The 22,675-nt window shown below is 63.6% G+C and carries 17 protein-coding genes and 3 pseudogenes; 12 read left to right on the forward strand and 8 right to left on the reverse strand.

The features are described from left to right. Nucleotides 1-98 precede the first annotated feature (98 nt). Nucleotides 99-2,144: pseudogene (gene istA / locus IPF76_RS13190) on the forward strand (IS21 family transposase). A gap of 441 nt (nt 2,145-2,585) precedes the next feature. Further along, on the forward strand, nt 2,586-3,665 hold the full coding sequence (gene chrA / locus IPF76_RS13195; RefSeq protein WP_293844787.1) for a chromate efflux transporter: 1,080 nt from the start codon (nt 2,586-2,588) through the stop codon (nt 3,663-3,665). 169 nt (nt 3,666-3,834) lie between these two features. On the opposite strand, the gene IPF76_RS13200 is transcribed toward chrA, so the two are convergent. Continuing rightward, a complete protein-coding gene (locus tag IPF76_RS13200) occupies nt 3,835-4,236 on the reverse strand; it encodes a MerR family DNA-binding protein (protein WP_293844790.1) in 402 nt (133 codons plus the stop codon). A gap of 32 nt (nt 4,237-4,268) precedes the next feature. On the opposite strand from IPF76_RS13200, the pseudogene IPF76_RS13205 reads away from it, so the two are divergent. Further along, a pseudogene (locus tag IPF76_RS13205) lies at nt 4,269-5,014 on the forward strand (glutaredoxin). A 317-nt stretch (nt 5,015-5,331) separates the two neighbouring features. On the opposite strand, the gene IPF76_RS13210 reads toward IPF76_RS13205, so the two are convergent. Further along, nucleotides 5,332-5,592 carry a hypothetical protein gene (locus tag IPF76_RS13210; RefSeq protein WP_293844793.1) on the reverse strand — a complete coding sequence of 87 codons (261 nt, stop codon included), beginning with the start codon at nt 5,590-5,592 and terminating at the stop codon, nt 5,332-5,334. Between the two features lie 678 nt (nt 5,593-6,270). Here IPF76_RS13210 and IPF76_RS13215 point away from each other — a divergent pair. The 9 genes from IPF76_RS13215 (at nt 6,271) to IPF76_RS13255 (ending at nt 15,586) form a co-directional block, all read left to right on the forward strand. After that, a complete protein-coding gene (locus IPF76_RS13215) occupies nt 6,271-7,020 on the forward strand; it encodes a LuxR family transcriptional regulator (protein WP_293844796.1) in 750 nt (249 codons plus the stop codon). Between the two features lie 162 nt (nt 7,021-7,182). Beyond that, entirely contained in the window at nt 7,183-7,749 is a 567-nt protein-coding gene (locus IPF76_RS13220; protein ID WP_293844799.1) for an acyl-homoserine-lactone synthase, read from the forward strand. Continuing rightward, nucleotides 7,746-8,111 (forward strand): hypothetical protein, encoded by a 366-nt coding sequence (locus IPF76_RS13225; protein WP_293844802.1) that lies wholly within the window; start codon nt 7,746-7,748, stop codon nt 8,109-8,111. Before IPF76_RS13220 ends, IPF76_RS13225 begins: the two co-directional genes overlap by 4 nt. A 149-nt stretch (nt 8,112-8,260) precedes the next feature. Then, nucleotides 8,261-8,758 (forward strand): hypothetical protein, encoded by a 498-nt coding sequence (locus IPF76_RS20855; RefSeq protein ID WP_366499668.1) that lies wholly within the window; start codon nt 8,261-8,263, stop codon nt 8,756-8,758. A 946-nt stretch (nt 8,759-9,704) separates the two neighbouring features. After that, entirely contained in the window at nt 9,705-9,992 is a 288-nt protein-coding gene (locus IPF76_RS13235) for a DUF4880 domain-containing protein (RefSeq protein WP_293844805.1), read from the forward strand. Beyond that, nucleotides 9,962-10,447, forward strand: a complete 486-nt coding sequence (locus IPF76_RS13240; RefSeq protein ID WP_293844809.1) for a hypothetical protein — start codon at nt 9,962-9,964, stop codon at nt 10,445-10,447. Before IPF76_RS13235 ends, IPF76_RS13240 begins: the two co-directional genes overlap by 31 nt. 361 nt (nt 10,448-10,808) lie before the next feature. Then, on the forward strand, nt 10,809-11,078 hold the full coding sequence (locus tag IPF76_RS13245; protein ID WP_293844811.1) for a hypothetical protein: 270 nt from the start codon (nt 10,809-10,811) through the stop codon (nt 11,076-11,078). A gap of 165 nt (nt 11,079-11,243) precedes the next feature. Next, complete coding sequence (locus IPF76_RS13250; RefSeq protein ID WP_293844814.1) at nt 11,244-13,448, forward strand: TonB-dependent receptor; 2,205 nt, start codon at nt 11,244-11,246, stop codon at nt 13,446-13,448. A gap of 8 nt (nt 13,449-13,456) precedes the next feature. Beyond that, nucleotides 13,457-15,586 (forward strand): Atxe2 family lasso peptide isopeptidase, encoded by a 2,130-nt coding sequence (locus IPF76_RS13255; protein WP_293844817.1) that lies wholly within the window; start codon nt 13,457-13,459, stop codon nt 15,584-15,586. Here the strand turns inward: IPF76_RS13255 and IPF76_RS13260 are convergent. The 6 genes and pseudogenes from IPF76_RS13260 to otsB all read right to left on the reverse strand — a co-directional run bounded on the left by IPF76_RS13260 (nt 15,548) and on the right by otsB (nt 22,567). Next, nucleotides 15,548-17,077 carry an asparagine synthetase B family protein gene (locus tag IPF76_RS13260; RefSeq protein WP_293844820.1) on the reverse strand — a complete coding sequence of 510 codons (1,530 nt, stop codon included), beginning with the start codon at nt 17,075-17,077 and terminating at the stop codon, nt 15,548-15,550. The genes IPF76_RS13255 and IPF76_RS13260 overlap by 39 nt on opposite strands. A gap of 218 nt (nt 17,078-17,295) precedes the next feature. Then, nucleotides 17,296-17,721, reverse strand: a complete 426-nt coding sequence (locus IPF76_RS13265; RefSeq protein ID WP_293844823.1) for a lasso peptide biosynthesis B2 protein — start codon at nt 17,719-17,721, stop codon at nt 17,296-17,298. Between the two features lie 270 nt (nt 17,722-17,991). Continuing rightward, nucleotides 17,992-18,129 (reverse strand): benenodin family lasso peptide, encoded by a 138-nt coding sequence (locus IPF76_RS13270; protein WP_293844826.1) that lies wholly within the window; start codon nt 18,127-18,129, stop codon nt 17,992-17,994. Between the two features lie 523 nt (nt 18,130-18,652). Next, nucleotides 18,653-20,020: a trehalose-6-phosphate synthase gene (locus IPF76_RS13275; RefSeq protein WP_293844829.1), complete on the reverse strand. Its 1,368-nt coding sequence runs from the start codon at nt 20,018-20,020 to the stop codon at nt 18,653-18,655. Then, nucleotides 20,017-21,812 (reverse strand): annotated as a pseudogene (locus tag IPF76_RS13280) (glycoside hydrolase family 15 protein). Before IPF76_RS13280 ends, IPF76_RS13275 begins: the two are co-directional and overlap by 4 nt. After that, complete coding sequence (gene otsB, locus IPF76_RS13285) at nt 21,809-22,567, reverse strand: trehalose-phosphatase (protein ID WP_293844832.1); 759 nt, start codon at nt 22,565-22,567, stop codon at nt 21,809-21,811. The pseudogene IPF76_RS13280 and the gene otsB overlap by 4 nt, the downstream one beginning before the upstream one ends. Nucleotides 22,568-22,675: the final 108 nt, after the last annotated feature.

Consider the following 22,675-nt stretch of genomic DNA (forward strand, 5'->3'; position numbering starts at 1 on the left):
GGCCACGGTAGCGGCGGGATAGTCCCGCTGCGGGCGGCGTAAAAGTCGGCCACCTATTTCCCTTCTGCGACGAGGCAGGGAGGGTGGGGATTTACACCGTGGAACTTTATCGGAAGGTCCGTCTGGCCTGCTCGGAAGGGATGAGCCGGCGTCAGGCGGCGAAGCATTTCAACATATCGCGCGACAGCGTAGCCAAGATGCTGTCGTATTCGTCCCGCCGGGCTACCGGCGCCAGTCCGATCCAGCGGCCCAAGCTTGATGCGTTTGTTTCGACGATCGATCACTGGCTGGATGAGGACGTGAAGGTGCCGCGCAAGCAGCGCCATACGGCCAAACGGGTGTTCGACCGGCTTCGTGACGAGTGCGGCTTCACCGGCGGCTACACGATCATCAAGGATTATATGCGCGAGCGGGAGCTCCGCGGGCGGGAGGTGTTCGTGCCGCTGTCGCACCCACCCGGGCATGGGCAGGCCGATTTCGGCGAGGCTGTGGTCGTCATCGGCGGCGTCGAGCAGAAGGCGCGCTTCTTCGTGCTCGACCTGCCGCATAGCGACGCCTGCTATGTTCGTGCCTATCCGGCGGCGGTGTCGGAGGCCTGGGTCGATGGCCACATCCATGCGTTCGCCTTCTTCGGCGCGGTGCCGCAGTCGATCGTCTACGACAACGACCGATGCCTGGTGGCGAAGATCCTGCCCGACGGCACCCGCAAGCGGGCGGCGTTGTTCAGCGGCTTCCTGTCCCACTACCTGATCCGCGATCGATATGGCCGTCCCGGAAAGGGCAATGACAAAGGGAATGTCGAGGGCCTTGTGGGCTACGCCCGGCGCAACTTCATGGTGCCGATCCCGCAGTTTGCGACATGGGACGCGTTCAACCTCTGGCTGGAAGAGCAATGCCGCAAGCGCCAGCAGGACAGGCTGCGCGGGCAGAGCGAGACGATCGGGGAACGGCTGCAGCGCGATCTGGCCGCCATGCGCCCCTTGCCAGCCTCGCCGTTCGAGGCCTGCGATCAGACCAGGCGCGCAGGTCACGGCGCAGTCCCTCGTGCGCTACAAGACCAACGACTACTCGGTCCCGGTCGCCTAGGGCCATCAGGACGTCTGGATCCGGGGCTATGTCGACGAGGTGGTGATCGGCTGCCGCGGCGATATCATCGCTCGCCATTCCCGCAGCTGGGAGCGTGAAGACGTCGTCTTCGATCCGCTGCACTACCTGCCGCTGATCGAGCAGAAGATCAATGCGCTGGATCAGGCTGCACCTCTCCAGGGCTGGGACCTGCCGGAAGAGTTCGCCCACTGCGCCGCCTGATGGAAGCACGTATGGCCAAGCAGGGCCGCCGTGAGTATGTGCAGGTGCTGCGTTTGCTGGAAAGCTTCGATCTCGTCGATCTGCACGGGGCGGTGAAGCAGGCCCTCCAACTCGGCGCGATCAGCTTCGACGCCGTCAAGCATCTTCTCCTGTGTCAGGTGGAGAAGCGGCCGCCACGGCTGGACCTCTACATATACCTCACCCGGCTTGCCGAGCGGGAGATGATCGAGCGGGATCGCCGCAAGGTCGAACGCCGGATCAAGGGGGCCAAATTCCCTGTCGTCAAAAGCCTCGACAGCTTCGACTTCGCCGCCATCCCCAAGCTGAACAAGATGCAGGTGCTGGAACTGGCGCGCTGCGAATGGATCGAGCGGCGCGAGAACGTCATTGCGCTTGGTCCCAGCGGTACGGGCAAAACCCATGTGGCTCTCGGGCTCGGCCTGGCAGCATGCCAAAAGGGCCTGTCCGTCGGCTTCACCACCGCGGCGGCGCTGGTTAGCGAGATGATGGAGGCACGTGACGAGCGGCGGCTGCTGCGCTTCCAGAAGCAAATGGCCGCATACCAACTTCTCATCATCGATGAGCTGGGCTTCGTGCCGCTCTCCAAGACCGGCGCGGAACTGCTGTTCGAGCTGATCTCGCAACGATACGAGCGCGGCGCGACACTGATCACCAGCAATCTTCCATTTGACGAATGGACGGAAACCTTGGGATCCGAGCGACTGACCGGCGCTCTGCTCGACCGCCTGACCCACCACGTCAACATCCTCGAGATGAATGGCGAAAGCTATCGCCTCGCGCAAAGCCGCGCGCGCAAGGCCAAAACCAGACCCTGAAAATTACACCAATGCCGGGGGGTGGCCCTCGGCTACGCCCTCACGCCACCCCCCCCCGCGTGTAACACGATGGCCTGGTTTTACGCCGCCGACTGGCCGACTTTTGCTCAGCCGTTCACAAGCTACGTCCGCTTTGTAGATTTCGACCCCAACCCGAAGACTGGCTGAAGTCGGCAAACTTGAGCTTCACCGTCTTGATAGCAAGCCTGTCTTCTCTTCGGCGGTCTGCGTGATAAAGCGATGTTGCGGGCAACGCGGACGCCCGATCAGGTGATGGTATCGCCCAAGTTCCGCTCCATTTGGCCGCGATTTGCGGCAGGAGCGCGCTTGGCATGACAAATCTCGAACCTTGTCCACCGTTCCTCAGTCTGACTCGGCTGTTCCTCAAATTCCTGCGCTTCCGGTTGCCTCGCATTTGGCGGACCGGTCGCGCAAATCGCGATGGTGCGCCACGCGCTGGTCGACGAAGAGCGTTGGATTTCGTCGGAGCGGTTTAACAGGCTGCTGGCAGTCATGCAGATACTGCCTGGGCCGGAAGCGCATGAGCTTTGCGTCCATCTCGGGATGGTCGCGCGCGGCCGCATTGGCGGCTTGCTTGCCGGGCTCGGCTTCATGCTGCCGGGCTTCTTTCTGATGCTTCTGGCCGCCTGGGCCTATGACGCTTGGATCGTCGGCCAGCCGGGTACCGCGAGCATCTTAGTCGGCATCCAGATCGTCGTGCTCGCGATCATCCTGCGCGCGGTACATCGGATCGGCAGCCATATTCTCGCAGATTGGCTGTTGTGGCTGCTGGCGGGCGCGAGCTTCGCGGCGACGATGATCGGCGTTCCGTTCTGGATCCCGCTGCTCGCCGGAGGGCTTATCTATGCACTATCCGCGCGCAAGGCACTGGCCTTCGCTGTCCTGGCTGGAGCGGTCGCGCTCGCGTTGCTCGTTCCAGCGGCCAACAGCGTTTACCCCGATACGATCGGCTCGGCGATCGTGCCCGCGACGACGCGGGCTCTCTTCATCGCCGGGCTCAAGGGCGGGCTGCTGACATTTGGCGGCGCTTATACAGCCATTCCCTATGTCCGCGCCGATACCGTTGGGCGCGGTTGGCTTTCGGACGGCTCGTTTCTCGATGGTGTCGCGCTTGCTGGCATCTTGCCGGCGCCGCTCGTCATCTTCGCGACCTTCGCCGGCTATGTCGTCGGCGGCTGGGAAGGAGCGATCGCGATCACCATCGGCATGTTCCTGCCTGCTTTCGCCTTTTCGATGATCTTCTTCGAGCACCTCGAGGCCATTATCGAAAACCCGGCGCTGCACCGACTGCTTGCCGGCGTCGCGGCCGCGGTTGTCGGCGTGATTGCCGCGACGCTCTTTGCGCTCGGTTGGTCGGCGGCCGAACGTGCGTCGAGCCTCGACCTGTCGATGGCGCTGTTCGCTGTTGCGCTAGCTCTGGTTTGGAAGGTCAAGGGGAAGCCCGTCATGCCGATGCTGATCATCGGCGGGGGGCTCGCGGGATGGCTACTTGCACTTTGACGCACATTCTATCTCTACAGCGCTAGATCACACTGGCGTTCGCGCGCCACGGTGCTTTTGGCCCCCAGCCCCTCCACCGCCTTCGGTGGTCCCCCGCCCTGCAAGCGAAGAGGATCTTGTTGCGGCTGCTAATCGTCAGCTGCCGCTTCCCGAAAGGGCTCGGCAAGCCCTAAGGCTCGAAGGCCGCAAGGATCGGGCATGACCCTTGGTCGCTCGCAGCACACTGATCCGCCAGCCGCGCCAAGGCCGCGCGGGTTGCGGTCATCTGCGCAATCTTGGCGTCCAGTGCGTCGATCCGCTGCCGCGCAAGGCTTCGCACGCGCAGCCGGTCGTCGCTTTCTTCCAATGCGAGCAGCTCAGCGATTTCATCAAGGGTGAATCCCGACGCCTGTGCGGACCGAATGAATTTCAGGCGGCGAACATGCGCCGCATCATAGCGACGCACGCCGCCGCCCCAGCCGTCTCCGCCGCTGCGCGCGGGTATCTCCAACAGGCCGCGGCGCTGGTAATAGCGGATCGTTTCGACCCCGACTTCGCCCGCCATCGCCAACTTTCCGATGGTGAGTTGCATAGGTTGACTCCGTACTATGGTACGGAGGCTATATGGGTCGAATGACGAAAACGGCAACCCTATATCGCATGGTCATGCCGGGGCATATTTGCCCCTATGGCCTCAAGGCAAAACATCTGCTGGCTGGTCGCGGCTTCGTGGTTGACGACCGCTGGCTGACGACGCGCGCCGAGGTTGATGCCTTCAAGGCCGCACAGGGCGTGCAGACGACGCCGCAAACCTTTATCGATGGGGTTCGGATCGGCGGCTACGACGATCTACGCCGCCATTTCGGGCTGAAGGTCGCCGATTCCGAGGCGGTGAGCTATCGCCCTGTCATCGCCTTGTTCGCGATGACGGCGCTCATGGCACTGGCGGCGAGCTTTGCGGCGTTCGGCACCGCATTCACGGCGGATGCAGGCGAATGGTTCATCTCGTTCAGCATGGTCGTGCTGGCGTTGCTCAAGCTGCAGGACATCGACAGATTCGCGACGATGTTCCTCAATTACGACCTGCTCGCGCGCCGCTGGGTGCCTTATGCCACCATTTATCCGTTCGCCGAAGGACTGGCGGGCGTGCTGATGACGCGCGCGCGCTGCCGTGGCTGTCGATCCCTCTTGCACTATTTATCGGCGGGATCGGTGCGATATCAGTGGTTAAGGCGGTCTATATCGACAAGCGCGAGCTGAAATGCGCCTGCGTTGGCGGCAGCAGCCGGGTGCCGCTGGGCTTTATTTCACTGGCCGAAAATCTGGCGATGATCGGCATGGCATTTTGGATGCTATGGATGCCGGCGTGACGATGCTCCGCCAGCTTCTGCTCGGCCTCTTCCTGATTGGCCAGTCGCGGCCAACGGCCCATCCGCCGCGATAGCGTTCCCACCGTAACTCATGGATATCGTAAACGGCCCGCGGATCTATTACCTCTCCTAGGGAAGCCTGAAGGCATCGAAAAAGCTGCCTCTTCGATGCCATCGCATCAGGGACAAAGATCGAACCGGCTGGCTACATGAGGACGAAAATCAACCAATCTCAGTAGATTATCCGGCAAACTTCTATGCCCTGGTCCTGACCGTCCGGCATCGAACGCTAATCGCGCCTGGTCTCATGGGGTAAACTATGACGGATCGGTCGGCGGAAAGCGCAAGGTGGCAGCGATCTGTGCTTCGGCCGTGGTTGCTTCAGCAATAAGAAGGCGCAATGCCTTCGCGGTGTCCTCCAGAAGTCCGTCACCAAGAGGCCGCTCGCCACTGATAAAACGGCGGATGGCCCGCTCGTCTATGCCAAGGCGCCGCGAAAACGCAGTCGTGCCGCCAAACAGCTGGACGCAATAGGCAAAGTGCTCGCGGCGATCGTCCACTGAAAATAATGCGGCCATTGTCACCCCTCTTCGTTCGCTATTCGTGATCATAGGCTATCGTGCGGTAGAGGCGCAATCGACCAATATCGTACGTGGCCGGTAGACGAGGCGGTGATGTCTCGGATCACTGAACGACCAAAACGGGGTGGTTCCGGTCCGCGGACTCCCCTACGGCTCCGCAGCCTCCGATGCTGCATCAGAGGCCGGAAAGATGGCAGCATCCGACGACGTGAACTACCTCCAAAAACTGTTTGCGTCTTTTGAGGCAGCCACAGAGGGGGACCCGCTCTTCCCCTGCCCCGCCAGCCCTAACGCCCCCGCTTTGAAGCCGCCCGCCCGCCGACCCTGGATCGACATCCGGCGGCGGCTCCAGTGCGGGCGTCGCCTCCGCGCCATTGATATCGCGGTCGCCGTTCCCTGTGTGCCGCATCACCAAGCCGTTCGCCCGGCATGAAATAGCACCAGATCTGGGGCCGATTGTCAGTTCGGCAGGCTTTATCGCCGAGCAAACCACGCTATGATCGCGGCGCCGATTGTCATCGAAACGCAGCGGGATTGGCAAGAGCCAGCCGTCCGATGACAGGACTGATCGCGCGAACGTCAATCTCGCCGGACCGGGAGGGGAACCCGGGCTCAGCGAATGCGGAGCGGATTGCCGGATCGACGGGTCTGAACGTGCCGGCGGCCGATATTCACATGAACCGATATCATCTGTTGGAAGAACTGTCCGCTGAGCTTTCAAGCGCGACTTCGCAGGAAAATCTCTTTGCCGCGCTCGCCGATGCGTCGGCCCGCCTCGGTTTCAGCCATTTCGCACTGGCCTATGAACGCCGCGGCGGCGGCACGACGGGGTCGCTGCTGATCCACGACTATCCCGCGACCTGGGCCAGGACCTATGTCGACCTCGACCTCGGCGGCGCCGACCCGGTGCGCCGGGCGGGCGAGCGGTCGATGACCGGATTCGAATGGCGTAACCTTGCCGCTTATGTGCCGCTGACAAAGCGCGATCTGCAGATGCTGGAAATGGGCCGCCAGAACGGGCTGGCGGAGGGTTTCACGGTGCCGCGGCACCTGCCCGGCGAGGCCAGCGGCGCCTGCTCTTTCGTGATGACCACCGGGAACCTGCCGGATCCTGCCACGCTGAGCGTCGCGGAAATCCTCGGGGCGGTGGCGCTCACCTCGGCGCGGCAGATTGTCGGCGGCACATCGCCCAGAAAGCGGCCGACGCTCAGCGAGCGGCAGCGCGAGTGCGTCCTGTGGACCGCGCGCGGCAAGACCGCGAGCGAAGTGGGGGCGATCCTGGGCATCAGCGAAGAGACCGTCATCCAGCACCTCAAGATCGCGCGCGACCGCTATGACGTGCATTGCCGCCAGATGCTCATTCTCTGTACGCTTTTCGACGGTCTTATCGGCTTTTCGGATATTTACGACTGGTGGCAGGCCTGACCAGCCGGGGGGATGGCGAGGCGCAAACCATCCCCGTTTCTTGGTATGTCGGCCAAGCTCAAAAAATGATGTGATCCTTGGCACCTACTATCGAGGATCACATCATGATGACACCCGTGCGCGCGGGCGCGGCAAGCGCCCGGCGACGCCGCGATGCGCGCCATGTTCGCGGCTCGCAAACGGGTCTTCATCGATTTTCTGAACTGGGATTTGTCGGCCCTGGAAGACGTATACGAACTCGACCCGTTCGACACATCGGCAGCGGAATATGTGATCCTGCTCGGCGAGGATGGAAGGCACCGGGCGTCGGCGCGCCTCCTCCCGACCGAGCAGCCCCACCTGCTTGGAGACCTCTATTCCCACGTGTGCGATGGCGGCGCGCCGCGCGGCGCGCGCATCTGGGAAATCAGCTGCTTTTGCCTTGATCCCGATCAGACCGCAGCTGAACGCCGCAACGCGCGCGACGCGCTTGTTACCGCGCTCGCCGACTATGCGCTCAGCCACGGCATCACCGATTATGTCGGCGTTGCCGACATCCGCTGGTTCAAAAAGATCAGGGCGTTCGGCTGGGCTTGCGAAGCCCTGGGAGAGCCATGCGACGATGGTCGCTGCCAGATCATCGGCCTGCGCATTCGGATCGATCCCGACACCGTGAAAGGCCTCAAACGCGCCGGGACCTATGTTGCGCTCGCCCGCGTCGGATATGTGAGCGGGGAGACGGTCCAATGACGCGCCATGCCATGCTGGAGAAGGCGAGCAACGATCTCGCCGATAAACTCCGCACCAAGGGCCATGCGATCATAAGGTCGTGCCGAACGGCGAAATATCTGACCGACCTCTCGGCCGAACTCGATCCCGTCTTTGCGGCGACGCCGTTCAGCGAGGGCCCGTTCTACGGTCAGCGAACGAAACGGTTTGGCGGGATGCTCAAACGGTCGGAGCGCGTCCAATATCTCGCGCGCGATCCCGTGATCCTTGGTGCCGTAGAACAAATTCTTGGTCCCGCCTGCGACCGCGTCCAGCTCAACGTCGCGCAGGCGATCGAGATTCATCCGGGCGAACTGCGGCGAGTTCCGCACCAAGACTGGTGACATGTGGCCGGTGCCCCAAAGGGCGAGCGAACATCTTCAACGCTTCATCTGGCGCTGACGCCCGTTCACCGCCGACAATGGCGCAACCCCATCCATCCCAAGAGCCAGGCGTCAAAGCGGGCACAGCGAAGGCGGAGCTGGGGTCGCCGTTGATCGCCGCGTGCAAACCGGGTTATGCGATCTGCTTTCTCGGATCGACCGCGCACGGCGCGGGCGCCAATGTCACCGGCAGCGTGCGGCGGGGTCTCGTCATCGGCTACAGCCTGGGTTGGCTCAAACCTTATGAAAACCCCTGGCTGGCCTATCCACCCAGCGTCGCCCGCAGCTTCCCGAAGATGGCCCGATTTCGCGCCCGGAGAGGGCTTCCATGGCATCGGCTCACCGCGACCGAGCTGCGCGACATTATCGAGCTCAACCTCATCCCTCCTCGCTTCGCGATCGCGACCGGTCGCAGTCGCCAGGGCGACGCCTTGCCGGCTCCCGGTGAGGGACGCACCGGATCGCGGCGCGCCTCGACGTGGGCCTCCGGTCGGGCATGCCGACTCGCCGCGGCAAAAGCGGCGCCGGGCGATCGCTTCACGTGGCACGCCGGACTGGCGTGGCAACCTTGGCGAGAACGCCCCAAATCAAATGAGAGGCCGCACTGACAGCGCGTCTGGCCCCGGCGCCTACGCCGCAACCTCATCCTGCTATCATGGGCGGGAAAGTAAGAGGCCGATAGCTGGCGCGCCTGCTTGCGGGTTTGTCGCGCCATAGGAACCCCAGGTCCATCCGACGCCGCCACGCGCGCCTGTCGTTCGCGCGCGGCTTGGCGCGGATCCCCGGCGCGGCGCAGAGCTGGCAGTCGCCGCGCGAAAACTCCGCCGGCCATCACGAACGCGATCCCCGAGGTCCGGCGGCCTGATTGGACTTGGCGCCTGCGCCACACGGCGGCGGGCGCTGGATGGCTGAAATGGCAGCAACACCGGCCCAATTGTCGTGCCATCGGAATTTCGGGTGTGTCTTGCCCCTACCCCGCCCTTTAAGACGACACTTCGCTGCCGGGCCTTTCGGCCGCGCCCCATTCTCCGCCGACGATTGGCGCGATGGCGAACCACGGCGCGCCCGCCGTCGACACGGGCCTGAAGACGCCTTCCAGAGCCCGGTGGCGCGGCGCCCGCTGCGTGGCCGCCAGGTTTAATGGGCCTGACGAGGCATCCGTCTCGTCAAGAAGTGGTCGCCCCGCGCCGTGGGGCAAAAACGGCATCGGCTGAATCAACCCGGGCGGGTTTCTGCGGCCAGATCGTCGCGCAGAATTTGCTGATCGACCGCGCGGCATGTTAAATCACCCCGCCCTGCGCGCGCTGTCGAAGAGTGTGATGCCCAGTCCGCCCGAGCAGGAATGGAGAACCTCGAGGCCGCCGATCTTCTCAGACTTTATGAGACCGCGGTCGACGCGATGCCGGCGAAGACAAGACGGGTTTTTCTGATGCACCGCGTTGATGAACTGAGCTACCGGGAGATCCACGAACTTCTCGGCATCAGCGTCGCGACGGTGGAATATCATATGATGAAAGCGCTGGGCCATATTTCAAGGGCGGTGGAAGGCGGTCGATGCCCAAGGCCGAAGACGACTTCGAGGTCGGCGAAATCGCGCGCGCCTGGCTCGTCAAGATGCGCGGCGATGATGCGCGGTCGCTGCGCGCCGAGTTCGAAGCCTGGCTCGCCGCCGCGCCGGCGCACCGAGCGGCGTATGACCGGATCGCACGCGCCCATGGACGGCGCCCGGCTGCTCAAGACCTCGCCCCCGCCACGGGTCGGTGCACGCACCGACGGCAAAGAGGTTTAGCGGCGCTGGTCATGGAGCGCGGTTGCCACGGCGGCCCGCGGCGCTGGTCCTGATCGCCATCGGCGCGGGCGGCGCCCCTTGCTGCTCGGTTGGCGCGGGTTCGACCGCGCGCGCCGCCGAGCCGCTGGTCACCCGGCGCGGCGAGATCCGGACCTTTCGGCTCGCCGATGGCTCGACCGCCACCCTCGACACCGACAGCCGCGTCGGATCGAATTTTCTGACACTTTCGCCGGGTCCGTCTCGCCAGGTCGCGTTCGCCTGTCAGTGGCAACGGTACGGCGCCCCTGAGGCAGCGGCGGGAACGGCGGCGGCAAACGCGCGAGGGTTACTCGATCTCGACCTCGGCGCGGCGGGCGAGGCACGTTCTGCTGCGCGGCGGGGCAGACGTGTAAGCGGCGGGTTTTTGCCAGCCGTCGCGGCGGTGGCGCCCGGCGCCCGCTCGCGCTTGGCGAGCGCCTGTCTACCCGGTCGATCGTTCCGCAAGCCCCCGCCGGGCCAGCGCCGCTGACCCGGGCGCAGCGGATTGGCCAAATGGCTGGGCCGAATATCGCAGCATCGCGCTCGGTTCGCTCGTGGCGGAGGCCAATCGCTACGCGCATCGCCCGATCATCGTCGACGAGCGCGCGGTTGCCGAGCTTGCCGTATCGGGTCGGTTCCAGCTCACTTGAGGACGGTGGTGTCGCACGGCGTCTTGCCAGCCTGTTCTGACCTGGAGTTTCGACGAGACCGACGGGCTGCATCTGCAAAAGCGGTAAAGGCTCCCCCGCTGAAATATTTCGCACCAGGCCATCCCGCGCAGTCCGCGTCAACACTCCCCTCGAAGGCCATGCACTCAATGCGTCGTGCGCGTAACGAAAGGGGGAGTGATTATGACGACCGGACATTCGCGCACGTTCATAGCGGCATTGGCCGACAGCGCTGGCACAATGCTGGCGCAGGCGGAAGCTGCGGGCTGCGGCGACGCGCAACGCCCGCGGCAGGCCGAGCGCCCACGGGGGATCGGCCCAACCGGCGGCAAGCTGTCGTTCGAGATGCCGGCGGGGGATACGGTCGAGCTGCAGCAGGTTGCCGCCCCGCGCCGGCTGGAACTCCATGCTCGCTGGCTGTCGGCGACCCCGATCGCCCAGCGCCCGCGCTGAAGGGCAATTTCACGGCGCGCGGCCATCGCGGCGCTGCTGCGCGGCAGCGACCTGAGCGCCGATTTCGACGGACGATCGATTGTCATTCGTCGGTTGTCGTCATCGTCGTCATCGGCGGCGTCGGCAGCGACAGACAGCCGGGCCGAGCCGCCGGAGCCGATTGTCGTGACGGGCACCAACATCCGCGGCGCGAGCGTCACGTCGCCGGTGATCACCGTCGGACGCGACGATATAGAAAAAGCCGGACAGAATGATCTCGGCGAAGTGGCGCGCAGCATTCCGCAGAATTTCAGCGGCGGGCAGAATCCCGGCGTCGGCAACGGCGCCGGACTGATCAACACCAATCTCAATTCCTCCTCGCAGCTCAATCTGCGCGGACTCGGCCCCGACGCCACGCTGACTTTGCTCAACGGCCACCGGCTTCCCTATGACGGCGCCTTTGGCGGCGTCGACATTTCGGCGATCCCCGTGGCCGCGGTCGAACGGCTCGAGATCGTGCCCGACGGCGCTTCGGCGCAATATGGGTCGGACGCGGTTGCGGGGGTCGCGAATATCATTCTGCGCCGCGATTTTACCGGACTGACCACCTCGGCGCGCATTGGTGCCGCCACCTCGGGCGGGAATTTCCAGCAAGGCGCGGACGCGGTCGGCGGAGTCACCTGGCGCTCGGGCGGCATCATGCTGGCGTATCAATTTGCAAAAAACTCGCCGATTTTCGCCAGCGAACGAGACTTTGCCGCCTTGCTCCCCGCGGGCAACAGCATCTATCCCCGGATCCAGCAGCACAGCCTGATATTGTCGGGTCGCCAGGAGATTGCCGAAGGCGTCGAGTTCAGCGTCGACGCCTTGTACAGCCACCGCCGTTCGCGCACCATTGGCGGCAATGCGGGAACCGCGGGGATCACCCGCTCGATTTTTGCGCCCTCCGCCGAAAGCTTCAGCATCACCCCTGAAGTCGGCATTGCGCTGGGCGGAAGTTGGAAGGCGCGCGCCTCAATCGCCTACGGCCGCGACCGGACCCGTTACAACACGCTGATCACCCCGCCGGGCCGGGCCGGGGTCCTCACCAGCGGCTGCTATTGTAACAGCGCCTTGTCGGCAGAACTCGTTTTCGACGGCGCCGTGGTCACCTTGCCGGCCGGCGACATCCGCGCCGCCTTCGGCGGCGGCTATCGGTCGAACAGCATGGCCTATTCGCAGCGGCAGAATGACACCATCGTCGGCGCGTTTGACGTCAGTCGCGACAGCCATTTCTTGTTCGGCGAAGCGGAAATTCCGATCATAGCCCCCCATCAGGATTTGGCACTGCTCCGCCGTCTCACCGTCACCGCCGCCGCCCGCTATGAAGATTATCCCGGCATGGGCAAGGTGACGACGCCGAAGGTCGGACTCATCTACGAGCCCGGCGCGGCCCTCACGCTCAAGGCGTCGTGGGGCCGCTCGTTCAAGGCGCCGACGCTGTACCAGCAATATGTCGGCTATGAGACCTATCTCCTTAACGCCGCCGACTATGCCGCCGCCCCCTCGGGAACGATCATCTATACGAGCGGGGGCAATCCGGACCTCAAGCCCGAGCGCGCCAGCAGCTGGTCGATCGGCGCGGAAGTGCATCCGCCCGCGATCGCGGGACTTCGCGTCAACGCAAGCTATTTCAACGTCCGCTACCGCGACCGGGTCGCGCAGCCGATCGCCGGGTCGATCGCCACCGCGTTCAGCAATCCGGGCTATACCAGCCTGCTCATCCGCAATCCGGGAGCGGCGCAGCTGGACGCGCTGATCGCGGGTGCGCTTTACGGTCTCACAAATTTCGCCGACGAGGATTATGACCCTGCCGCGGTCGCGGTGCTCGTCGACAATCGCAACCGTAATGTCGCCCGGCAGGCGATCGAAGGCGTCGACTTCGCTATTCGCTATTCGCTCGATTTCGGCTCCGGGCAGCGGCTCGATCTCGGCGGCTCGGCGACCTACCTCAAGAGCGATCAGCTGATCACCGCCGAACTGCCGAGAACGCAGCTCGCGGGCCTGCTCTACAATCCGCCGCACTGGCGCGGACGCGTCGGCGCCACCTTCGAAGGCGAAGGCCATATGATCTCGGTCTTCGCCAATTATATCGGCGAGGTCGAGGATCGGCGCTTCACGCCGGTCAGCGATGTAAAGTCGATCGTCACGGTCGATCTCGCGGCCCGGGTGGCTGTCAGATCTCGCGGCGACGCGGAGCCGCTGTTCGACCTGTCGCTGGTCGTCAATAATCTGTTCAATGCCAGCCCGGCGCGGATCCGCACGCGGGGCTCAAGCGACACGCCCTATGACTCGACCAATTTCTCGCCGATCGGCCGTTTCATCGGACTCAAGATCGCGCGGAGCTGGTGATGCTTGGCATGTCCGTTCTCATGCTGGCGGCGGCGACCCACGCCGCCACCACCGGCGATCCATGTGCAGGTTTCGATGCGGAAGCATCGCGTCCCTCCCCTGCCGCGCGCCCCGTCACCGCCGGCGATCTCGCCACGATCGCCGACATCGGCCGCGCCAATGCGCACGATTCCGAAAGCCCGTTCGGCGTTTCGCCGGACGGGCGATGGATCGCCTTCGTCGTCCGGCGAGCGAACCCGCCCGCCAACCAATATTGCCAGCGCCTGCTTGTCGCGCCGGTGCATGGATCGGGCGCGCCGCGCGAAGTCGATCGGGGCGGCGAGTTCATCCGCGAGTTCATTTCACTGCGCCAGCTCGGAGCGGTCCGGTCGGGCACGGCGCGGGTCATCACGCCTCACTGGTCCCCCGATGGCAAGACGCTCGCCTATCTGAAACGGACCGAGGGCGGGGTGCAAATCTGGACCGTGCCCGTGAGCGGCGGCGCCGCGAGACCGGCAACGCGCCTTCCGTTCGAAGTCGAAGACTTTCGATGGGCCGAAGACGGGGCGGGCTGGATCGTCGCCGGGCGCCCTCGCCTCGCGGCCGCGCAAGCTGCGATCCGCGACGAGGCGAGCACCGGATATCTCTTCGACGCCCGTTTCAGCCCGATGATCGCCGATCATCCGCTACCGCTGGGCGATTTTCCCATGCAATATTTTCATGTGGAGCCGAGCACCGCCTCCGATGCCATCGCGGGCGACGCCATCCGTGCTGCTGCGCCACACGAAGCGGCGCGGCTCGATCCATCGCTTCACCCTGACCGGCCGCCAGGGGCCAAAACCTATGTCAAGCGACCGCAGGGCAGCCAGGCTTGGTCAGAGGCGCGCGACCCGGCGCGCCTCTTCTCCTCGACCCGCCTGCGGGTCCTATGGCGCGACGGCTCGTCTGCTGTGTGCGACGATGCCGCATGCGCGTCGGTCCGGCGCATCGCCTGGTCGCAGACCGGGGACATGGTGTATTTCCTTGCCCGCGAAGGCTGGGCGGACTCCGACACCGCGCTTTATCGTTGGCGCGCCGGCGACACTTCCCCGCAGCAGATCCTGCGAACCGCCGACGCGCTGATCGGCTGCGCCTTCCAGCGCTCTGAGATGATTTGCGCGCGCGAGAGTTCGGGCAGGCCGCGCCGGCTCGTCGCGATCGACCTTGCGACGGGTCGCTCGCGGCTTCTCTTCGATCCGAACCCGCGGTTCGCTTCGCACCTCCTCGGCGAGATACGCCGCCTGCGCTATCACACGAAGTTCGGCGTCGAAGCCTATTCGGATCTGGTCCTTCCGCCGGGTTCGCGCCCCGGCGACAAACATCCGCTGGTCGTCGTTCAATATAATAGCGAAGGCTTCCTGCGCGGGGGAACCGGCGACGAAGTACCGATCCAGGCACTCGCAGCCCGCGGCATCGCGGTGCTGAGCTTTCACCGGCCGTTCGGTGCGCCGGGCACGAAGGACGCGGCAAGTGAGCTCGAATATCGCCGGCTGGCGCGCCGCGACTGGATCGACCGGAAAAATGTCCAATCCGCGCTCGAGACAGGAATAATGGCAGCAATCGCCACGGGCCGCATCGACGCCGAACGCCTCGGCATCAGCGGCTTCAGCGAGGGCACGAGCGCGGCACAATGGGCGCTCATCAACAGCCGCTTGTTCAAGGTCGCATCGCTCGGCGTCTGCTGTGAAGACAAATGGGCGCTGCCGCTCAATGGCGGCATCGACTATGAGGCCTATTTGCGTGAAATGGGCTATCCGCTGTTCGAGGACTCCGACCCGAAATTTTGGGCGCCGCTTTCGCTCGCGCAGAATGTCGATAAGATCGATGCGCCGATCCTGATCCAGACCGGCGAATATAAAATCGGTCTGGACGTGCTGGCCGCGTTCAGAAAGCATGGCAAACCCATGGAAATGTTCGTTCTCCCCGACGAGCCCCATGTCAAATGGCAGCCGGCGCATCGCCTCGCCATGTACGAGCGGGTGATCGACTGGTTTGCATTCTGGCTGCAAGGCGAACGCGACTGCAACGCCGCCAAGGATGAACAATATCGGCGATGGACAGCAATGCGCCGGATACCCACCTTACCTCCCAATTGTGCTGCCGACACCCGCCCCGCGTAGTCGCGCCCATGCCTCGGCATCGGCAATATCCAATATCCGGTACAGCATCTGCCCATGCACGGTCGCGGGGTCGTCGAGAACAGTCTCGACGGCGACCGGGTCGACGATCGCATGGTCACGAAGCAAACCGCCGAGAAGCAATTCCCTCAGTTGCAGCCGACCGGCGGCGAACACGGCTGCCGTGACGCTCTCGGGACCCGCCTTCGAAACACGGCGCAAAATGGGTCGAGGCAGAAGGCCTTCAAAAGCCTCGCGCGCAACCGAGCGGTTGATGCCGCCACGGCACCAGTCCCAGGGTGCGATGCGCAGACACGTCTCGACAATCGGCTGCGCCAGCAAGGCTGGAACGACCGCCGGGAATGCCGCCCGATCATAGCCTTCGATAAAATTCTGGATGCTCAAGAGGAGCCGGACGTGTCCCGCGACGCCAGGGAGGTTCGCGGGCGCATCATCCATATAGGGCGTGAGCGCGCGCGAGATGTGGCCTCGCGCCCGCCCCGCGTTGAGCAAGCTGGGGTCCGGTCCGGAAACCCGGCTTCGACCGAGGAGCGACGATAGCAACGCCCGCGTCATGGTGAGCAGATCGCACTGGGTAACGGCGCACATGTCGCGCAGGGTGCGCAGAATGAGGGCGGGCGATTGCGCTGCCCGAATGGCGTCGACGATCGGCGCGGCGGAATGAAGATAGCAAAAGACATTGTCGCCGCCGTTGCCGGTAAAGATCGCATCCGCCTGCCCTGCGCCCAACGCCAGTGCGTAGGCGCGCTCGATCTCCTGCATAAAGGGTTTTGCACCCGGCCGCGGAAGGTGGGCGGAGGCGCTTCGCGCAAGTTCGATCTTCCGCGGGTCATAATGATGCTCAAGTAGGCGGGCGCCCACCGCCTGGGCGACCAGCTTCGCGTAAGGCCGCTCGTCGCCGCTCGCGTCCGATGTCGCCAGGGTGAGGCATGTGAAGTCATGTCCGCCGGCGGCAAGCGCTGCGCAGACAATCGAGGAATCGAGTCCGCCCGACAGGCCGACGAGGACCTGACGGTGCCGGGAAGCGAGCGCGGAAACGCTCGTACAGATGACGTCGCGCAAAATCGCAGGCGCCGCGCCCGGGGCAAGCCGGGCCGCCGGGCTGGTGAACGGCCATGGGCTCCACAAGGGCGTCGTCAACCGGTTCGCGCCAGCGAACCGGGTCACACTGCCGGGTGGAAGCTCGGATATGCCCTCGACGCATGTCTCCGCCCGGCGAATTTCGATGGCTTGCAAGTGATCGAAAAGCCGTTCCCACTGCACACCCCCCGCTGGAGTGCCGGCCGCTTCGAACGTGCCAAGATCCGATGCCAGCATAAAATGCGTCTCGGTTTCCATCACGTAACATGGCAATGCGCCAGAAGGATCGCGAACGACCGAAATACTGCCATCCTCATTCCCAATTACGGCAAGATAAGGCCCCCAATAATCGTCGATGAGCGCTGCCGGAGATGCCGAGATCCGGTCGGCCACCGCTTGAGGAATTTGGTCCAGCCCCGAAGACGCCCGCCGACCGAACAGGGTACCGATCACTGTTAGCCGACCAGCTTGCAGCGGTCGTTCGGAGCTATGGCACCAGAAAGCGGGCACACCATTTGTGACAGCAGTCGAGGGCGTTCGCGCTCGCAATAGCGCTGGTCCCCGCTGCGCACCCGACGCCTTGGGCAGTGCGATCAGAAAGCGTAGCGCACTCATAACGCGAGGATTGGCGTGAAACGACGCACCTCTTCCGCCATGTCGTTCAAAACGAACCGATCGACCTGAACCCAGCTGTGCGCAGCAAAAGGTTCAGCGCGAATCCCGATCACGAGTGTCGATGCGCAGCCGATGCCGCTCAGATGCCGCGACAAGGCGATCGAACCCGATAGGCAGCGCCCGGCAGGCGAGCGATAAAGGCGTGCCGCCGCATAAGAAGAAAGGATCACTTGCGGCGCAAGGTCGGCTATCGCCTGGGACAGCGGCCGGGCGAGCTTTTGCTCCCGGAGCGACGCCACAAGTCGCGCGAGCCGGCCGCGGCGCAGCTGCCAACTGATCAGCATGTCGGAGCTCAGCGCACGGCCAACTTTGAGGGCGGTGGCGTGACCGTGCGGCTCAAACGTGATTTCGGCTAGCGGCACGCGCGCCGGCTCAGGTCGTCGCGGCGCAGCCGACGGCCGCGCGATCCCCGCCGCGAGCAGATCTTCAATCGCGGTCTCGGCGTATCGCGCTGGGTCGGCGAACGTGCGAAATGCATCTGCGAGAGTTGGGGGCAGCTGAAAGTAGCGATCCTGCGCGAGGTCGAGAAAGATAATCTGCGAACCCGTGTCGCAGAACGAAAGTCCAGGGCGAAGTTCGTAGCCCATAAGAGCAGAAAACGGGCGCCCTGCAGAGCCGAGCGCCCATTTCCTTCAGTCCTGCGCGACGCCGCTCAGAAACTGCAGGCGCCCACCGCCCGAGTCCTGTTCGATCTTGGCGTCGCCCTTGGTTTCGACCGAGGCAGTGCCGAGGTCGATAACATCCTCGGTGCGATCATCATAAGTATTCATGGCTATTTCCTTTCAGCAGTTACGACCGGAATGAGTCGCAAGTGAAAGTTATGCTCATGATCTGCTTCGATCTATTTTATAATCTAATTATAATCTATCGCAGCCCCCTCCGGCGTTAAGCTGCCGCTGTACACGGTCAAGACTTTTTGCCACAGCCGCGATAACTAAGAGGAATGCCCTATGCTAACGTCGCTGCTGTTTGCCATCATGTTGCTTACCGCTTCGAGCAACGGGCCAGCGCCAATGACATTCGAGGCCGTCTATCGCTTGCCCTATGCCGACGGCACGCGAGTCTCAGTTTTCGATGACGCAGAAAGTCATCGTCCCCCCACACGGATCGACCTGGGTGCCCGGAGCCTACGTAACGATTAGCTAGAGAAATATTTCCGGAGCAGACTATAGCGCATCAGTTATCCTGACGGTTTGCAGCGATGTTCGCATAATCCGCCGGCCCATTCCACGCTGCAAGATGGTGTCGCCGTCGGCCCCCGGGCAGATCAAAGCCTCTCTCAAATTCTCGCAGTCAGGTATCTGCAAGACGGGCGGTAAACTGTTCGCGCCACCAGTTCACGTCCTCATGACAAATGTTGGCGAACATCGGTTTCCAGCGGGCGAGCCGTTCTTCTCTGGACATTGCGAGAGCCCGGTCGATGGCATCGGCAATGTCATCAGGGCTGTAGGGGTTTACCAGCAGCGCCTGTTCGAGCTGCGTGGCGGCGCCGGCGAAGCGTGAGAGGATGAGAACCCCAGGATCTTCAGGGTCTTGGGCCGCGACATATTCCTTCGCGACCAGGTTCATTCCGTCGCGCAGCGGCGTTACCAAGCCGATGCGGGCCGCCCGGTAAACGCCTGCCAGCACGTCGCGCGGGTACCCTTGGTTGACGTAGCGCAGCGGCACCCAGTCGATGTCGGCAAAGGCGCCGTTGATACGGCCCGACAGCGCATCGAGCTGCGCGCGGATGTCCTGGTAGCTTTGGACGGCAGCGCGCGAGGGCGGGGCGATCTGCAGTAGATAGACCGCAGCGCGCGCCTCGGGCCTGGTTTCGAGATAGCGCTGATAGCCGTTAAAGCGTTCTTCGAGACCTTTGGAATAATCGAGCCGATCGACGCCGACGATCAGACTTCGCCCGATCGAGCTCTCGATCATACGCGCATGCGTCTCGACAGCGTGCGGGCTGTTCGCACCGGCCACAAATTCGCGCGTATCGATGCCAATCGGACACGCGATGGCGCAGATAGTGCGTCCGCCAACGGTGATCGAACCATCATCGTTGATCGACCCGGCCATTTGGGTAACGACATAGTCGTGGAAGGTTTCGAGCCATTCCTGCGTTTGAAATCCAATGACGTCGTAGGCGAACAAGGCTTCGACCAAACGCCGGTGGTCGGGCAAGGCGGTGAGCAGGCGCGTGGGCGGCCAGGGGATGTGCAGAAAAAAGCCCAGGCGATTGGTCAGACCCCGCTGGCGGAGCACCCAGCCGAGCGGGATCATGTGATAGTCATGCACCCAGATCAGGTCGTCCGGCTGAATATGCGGGCCGATAAACTCGCCGAACAGGCGGTTGACGCGCTCGTACCCGCCCTGAAAATCGCGCTCGAACTCGGTCAGGCCGAGACGATAGTGGAAGAGCGGCCACAAGGTCCGATTGGCATAGCCGTCATAATATTCCTCGACGTCCTGTTCGGGCAGATCGATCGTGGCGGATGTTACCCCGTCATAAGTTTCGAACTTCGGCGCAACGGTTTCTCCGGTTTCACCCGACCAGCCGAACCATATGCCGTCGGCCTCGCGCAGCGCCGCGGTGAGCGCCACCGCAAGCCCTCCCTGCGCCCCGGGTTGGTCCGCCGTGGGGGCCGACACGCGGTTCGATATGACAATCAGCCGACTCACCGGATGGCGCTCCATGGCTTGCTGAGCAGCACGGCGCAATTGATGAGTCCCACCAGCGAATAGGTTTGGGGGTAGTTGCCCCACAGTTCACCGGTAACCGGATCGATATCCTCGGACAAAAGGCCTGCTGGCGTCCGGCGTGAGAGCATTTCGTCGAACAGCAAGCGCGCATCGGCGTCCCGACCGGTGACATGCAAAGCCTCGATCAGCCAGAAGGTACAAACATTAAATGCGGTGTGCGGCAGTCCGAAATCATCCTCTATGGCGTAGCGCAACATGTGCGAGCCGCGCCGCAGGCCGTTCTCAACCGCCGCTAGCGTCCCCAGAAAGCGCGGGTCGTCGGGTGCAAGAAATCTGAGATCAAGCAGTTGCAGGAGGCTCGCGTCGAGATCGTCGCCAGCGAAGGTCGCCGACAAGCGATCGCTGTCAGGCCGCCAGGCTGCCTGCTCAATGTGCAGCCGCATTTTTCCGCCCGGTCGCCCCAAAAGGCGTGCCGACCCGCGAGCCCGAGCACCTCGGCGGCGTTCGCCAGCCGGTCGCAGGCGGCCCAGCACATGGCGGCTGAATAGGTGTGGACATGGCTTTTGGTCCGCAGTTCCCAAAGCCCCGCGTCGGGCTTGTCGAAATTTTCCCAGGCGCGCTCGCCGATCGGTTCCAGGGCCTCGAAATCTTCGATGCCCGCGACGCGTAGCAAGCGATGGTCGAAAAACGCCTGGGCATTGGAGAGGATGATCTGGCCATAGGCATCGTGCTGGATCTGCTCATAGGCCTGATTGCCGACACGGACCGGACCCATGCCGCGATAGCCGCTGAGCGCCGTCGCTTCCCGCTCCACGAGCGTGGCTTCGCCGCCCACGCCATAGAGCGGCTGGATGTGACCGCTGGCCGCGTTATCGACGATATTGCGCAGATATTCGAGATAGCTCTCCAGCACGTCGAGCGCGCCCAGCCGGTTAAGCGCTTGCACTGTGTAGTAAGCATCGCGAACCCAGCAGTAGCGGTAATCCCAATTGCGCTCCGAGCCTGCATGTTCGGGGATCGAGGTTGTCAACGCCGCGACGATCGCACCGGTTTCTTCATGCTGGCACAGCTTGAGCGTGATGGCCGAACGAATTACGGCCTCCTGCCACTCATAGGGTGTCGCGAGGCCGCGAACCCAGCTGCGCCACTCGTCGACCGTTTGGTCGAGCATCGATTCCACGCTGCTGCCGATTTCCCCGACAAAGCTCTCATCGGGGCCAAGGAAAAAATAAAGCGACCGCTCGACGCGAAACAGGCGCTCATCCTCGAGCCAGCCGATCGCCGCCGTGGTTGAAAGTCGCATCACGCTGCTGTCCACCTGATAGCGAATATGGTTCGAGCCACGCGTTGTCGGTGCGCGCGACGCGCCCCATTGGCGCGCCGGACGCAGTCGCACACGAATGCGCGGGCTCCCCGACAGCGGCCGAACGATGCGGGCGAACGCCACGGGACGATACATTCGGCCGCTGCGCTTGTAACGCGGACAAAAGTCGATCACTTCGATCGAATTACCGCGCTCATCGACATGTCGAGTGACAAGCACCGGCGTATTGCGAAGATAGGATTGGTGGGATTCGACGACGCCATCGAGGTCAATTTCCCAGAAGCCAAAAGCTTGTTCGCCAGCGGGCGGAGCGTCGTCGAGCAATGAGCAAAAGGCAGGGTCACCGTCGACCCTTGGCGTACAGCCCCAGACGAAGCGGCCCGCCCGATCGACGAGCGCGGACACCTGACAGTTTCCGATCGGCCAAAGGTCGAGCGTTGCTGTCATGCTGCTTCGCCTAGCCAGTTACGCACGGCGGCCACATCGCTCAGTCGATAGCGAGCCGCGGTTGCCCGTTCGGCCCCGACCAGGACGCCGAATCCGCCAAACCGTTCGGCGGCCGCAAAACCCGCTTCGTCGGTGAGATCGTCACCAATGAAGATCGGGCGCGTGCCGAAGAAAGGTGATTGCGCCATCAAATCGACAATCCCTGTCCCTTTGTCATGCCCGGAAGCGCGAAGTTCGATCATCATCTTGCCCTCCTGAATCATGAGTCCGCTCGCTGCGGCGAGCTCGCTTGCAAAGGACCGAACCTTCGTCTCGGCCGTTGGCGCGAGGCGATAGTGTAAGGCGACACCGAGCGACTTGGGTTCAACGATGATCCCTTCCTCTTGAGCGAACGCCGACCGCATTGCCTGTTCCACCGCATCAAGCGCCGCGGGACGAACGGGCGCGACCCGCTGCACACCGACTTGGACCTCCGCGCCATGACTTCCGACAAATCCAAATCGGGGCAGCGCATTTCCAAAAAAGTCGAACAGCTGCACGATCGAGCGCCCACTTACCAAAGCTATGCGTCCTTCGAAGGTTCCGGCCAATCGGGCGAGCAAGGCTTTGAGGGCTAGGTCGGCAACGACGGCCTCGGGACGGTCGACAAGATCGACAAGCGTCCCGTCGAAATCGAGCAAAAGGCTGGAGTTCAACGCGCTCAGCGGCGCAGGTGGCGCCAACCGGCTGGTGCTGGCGGATTTTGGCGACGGCATTCATCCGTCATAGGCCAGTCTGCGTCACTATTCCAATTCGAGTTCTAGGATGGCGATCTCTTTGCGTTGCAACGGCCGCTTTCAGGTCAAGGCTGCGTGTTTCGCAAC

This window comes from Sphingopyxis sp. (genome assembly GCF_016704835.1).
In the GTDB taxonomy this organism is placed as follows: domain Bacteria; phylum Pseudomonadota; class Alphaproteobacteria; order Sphingomonadales; family Sphingomonadaceae; genus Sphingopyxis.

Coding starts and splice junctions, on each gene's coding strand:
- otsB (WP_293844832.1), bottom strand. CDS start 22,567: ATGCCGTCGCCAAAATCCGCCAGCACCAGCCGGTTGGCGCCACCTGCG.
- IPF76_RS13225 (WP_293844802.1), top strand. CDS start 7,746: ATGACGCGCCATGCCATGCTGGAGAAGGCGAGCAACGATCTCGCCGAT.
- IPF76_RS13245 (WP_293844811.1), top strand. CDS start 10,809: ATGACGACCGGACATTCGCGCACGTTCATAGCGGCATTGGCCGACAGC.
- IPF76_RS13215 (WP_293844796.1), top strand. CDS start 6,271: ATGAACCGATATCATCTGTTGGAAGAACTGTCCGCTGAGCTTTCAAGC.
- IPF76_RS13200 (WP_293844790.1), bottom strand. CDS start 4,236: ATGCAACTCACCATCGGAAAGTTGGCGATGGCGGGCGAAGTCGGGGTC.
- IPF76_RS13220 (WP_293844799.1), top strand. CDS start 7,183: ATGTTCGCGGCTCGCAAACGGGTCTTCATCGATTTTCTGAACTGGGAT.
- IPF76_RS13270 (WP_293844826.1), bottom strand. CDS start 18,129: ATGAATACTTATGATGATCGCACCGAGGATGTTATCGACCTCGGCACT.
- IPF76_RS13255 (WP_293844817.1), top strand. CDS start 13,457: ATGTCCGTTCTCATGCTGGCGGCGGCGACCCACGCCGCCACCACCGGC.
- IPF76_RS13210 (WP_293844793.1), bottom strand. CDS start 5,592: ATGGCCGCATTATTTTCAGTGGACGATCGCCGCGAGCACTTTGCCTAT.
- chrA (WP_293844787.1), top strand. CDS start 2,586: ATGGTGCGCCACGCGCTGGTCGACGAAGAGCGTTGGATTTCGTCGGAG.
- IPF76_RS13235 (WP_293844805.1), top strand. CDS start 9,705: ATGCCCAAGGCCGAAGACGACTTCGAGGTCGGCGAAATCGCGCGCGCC.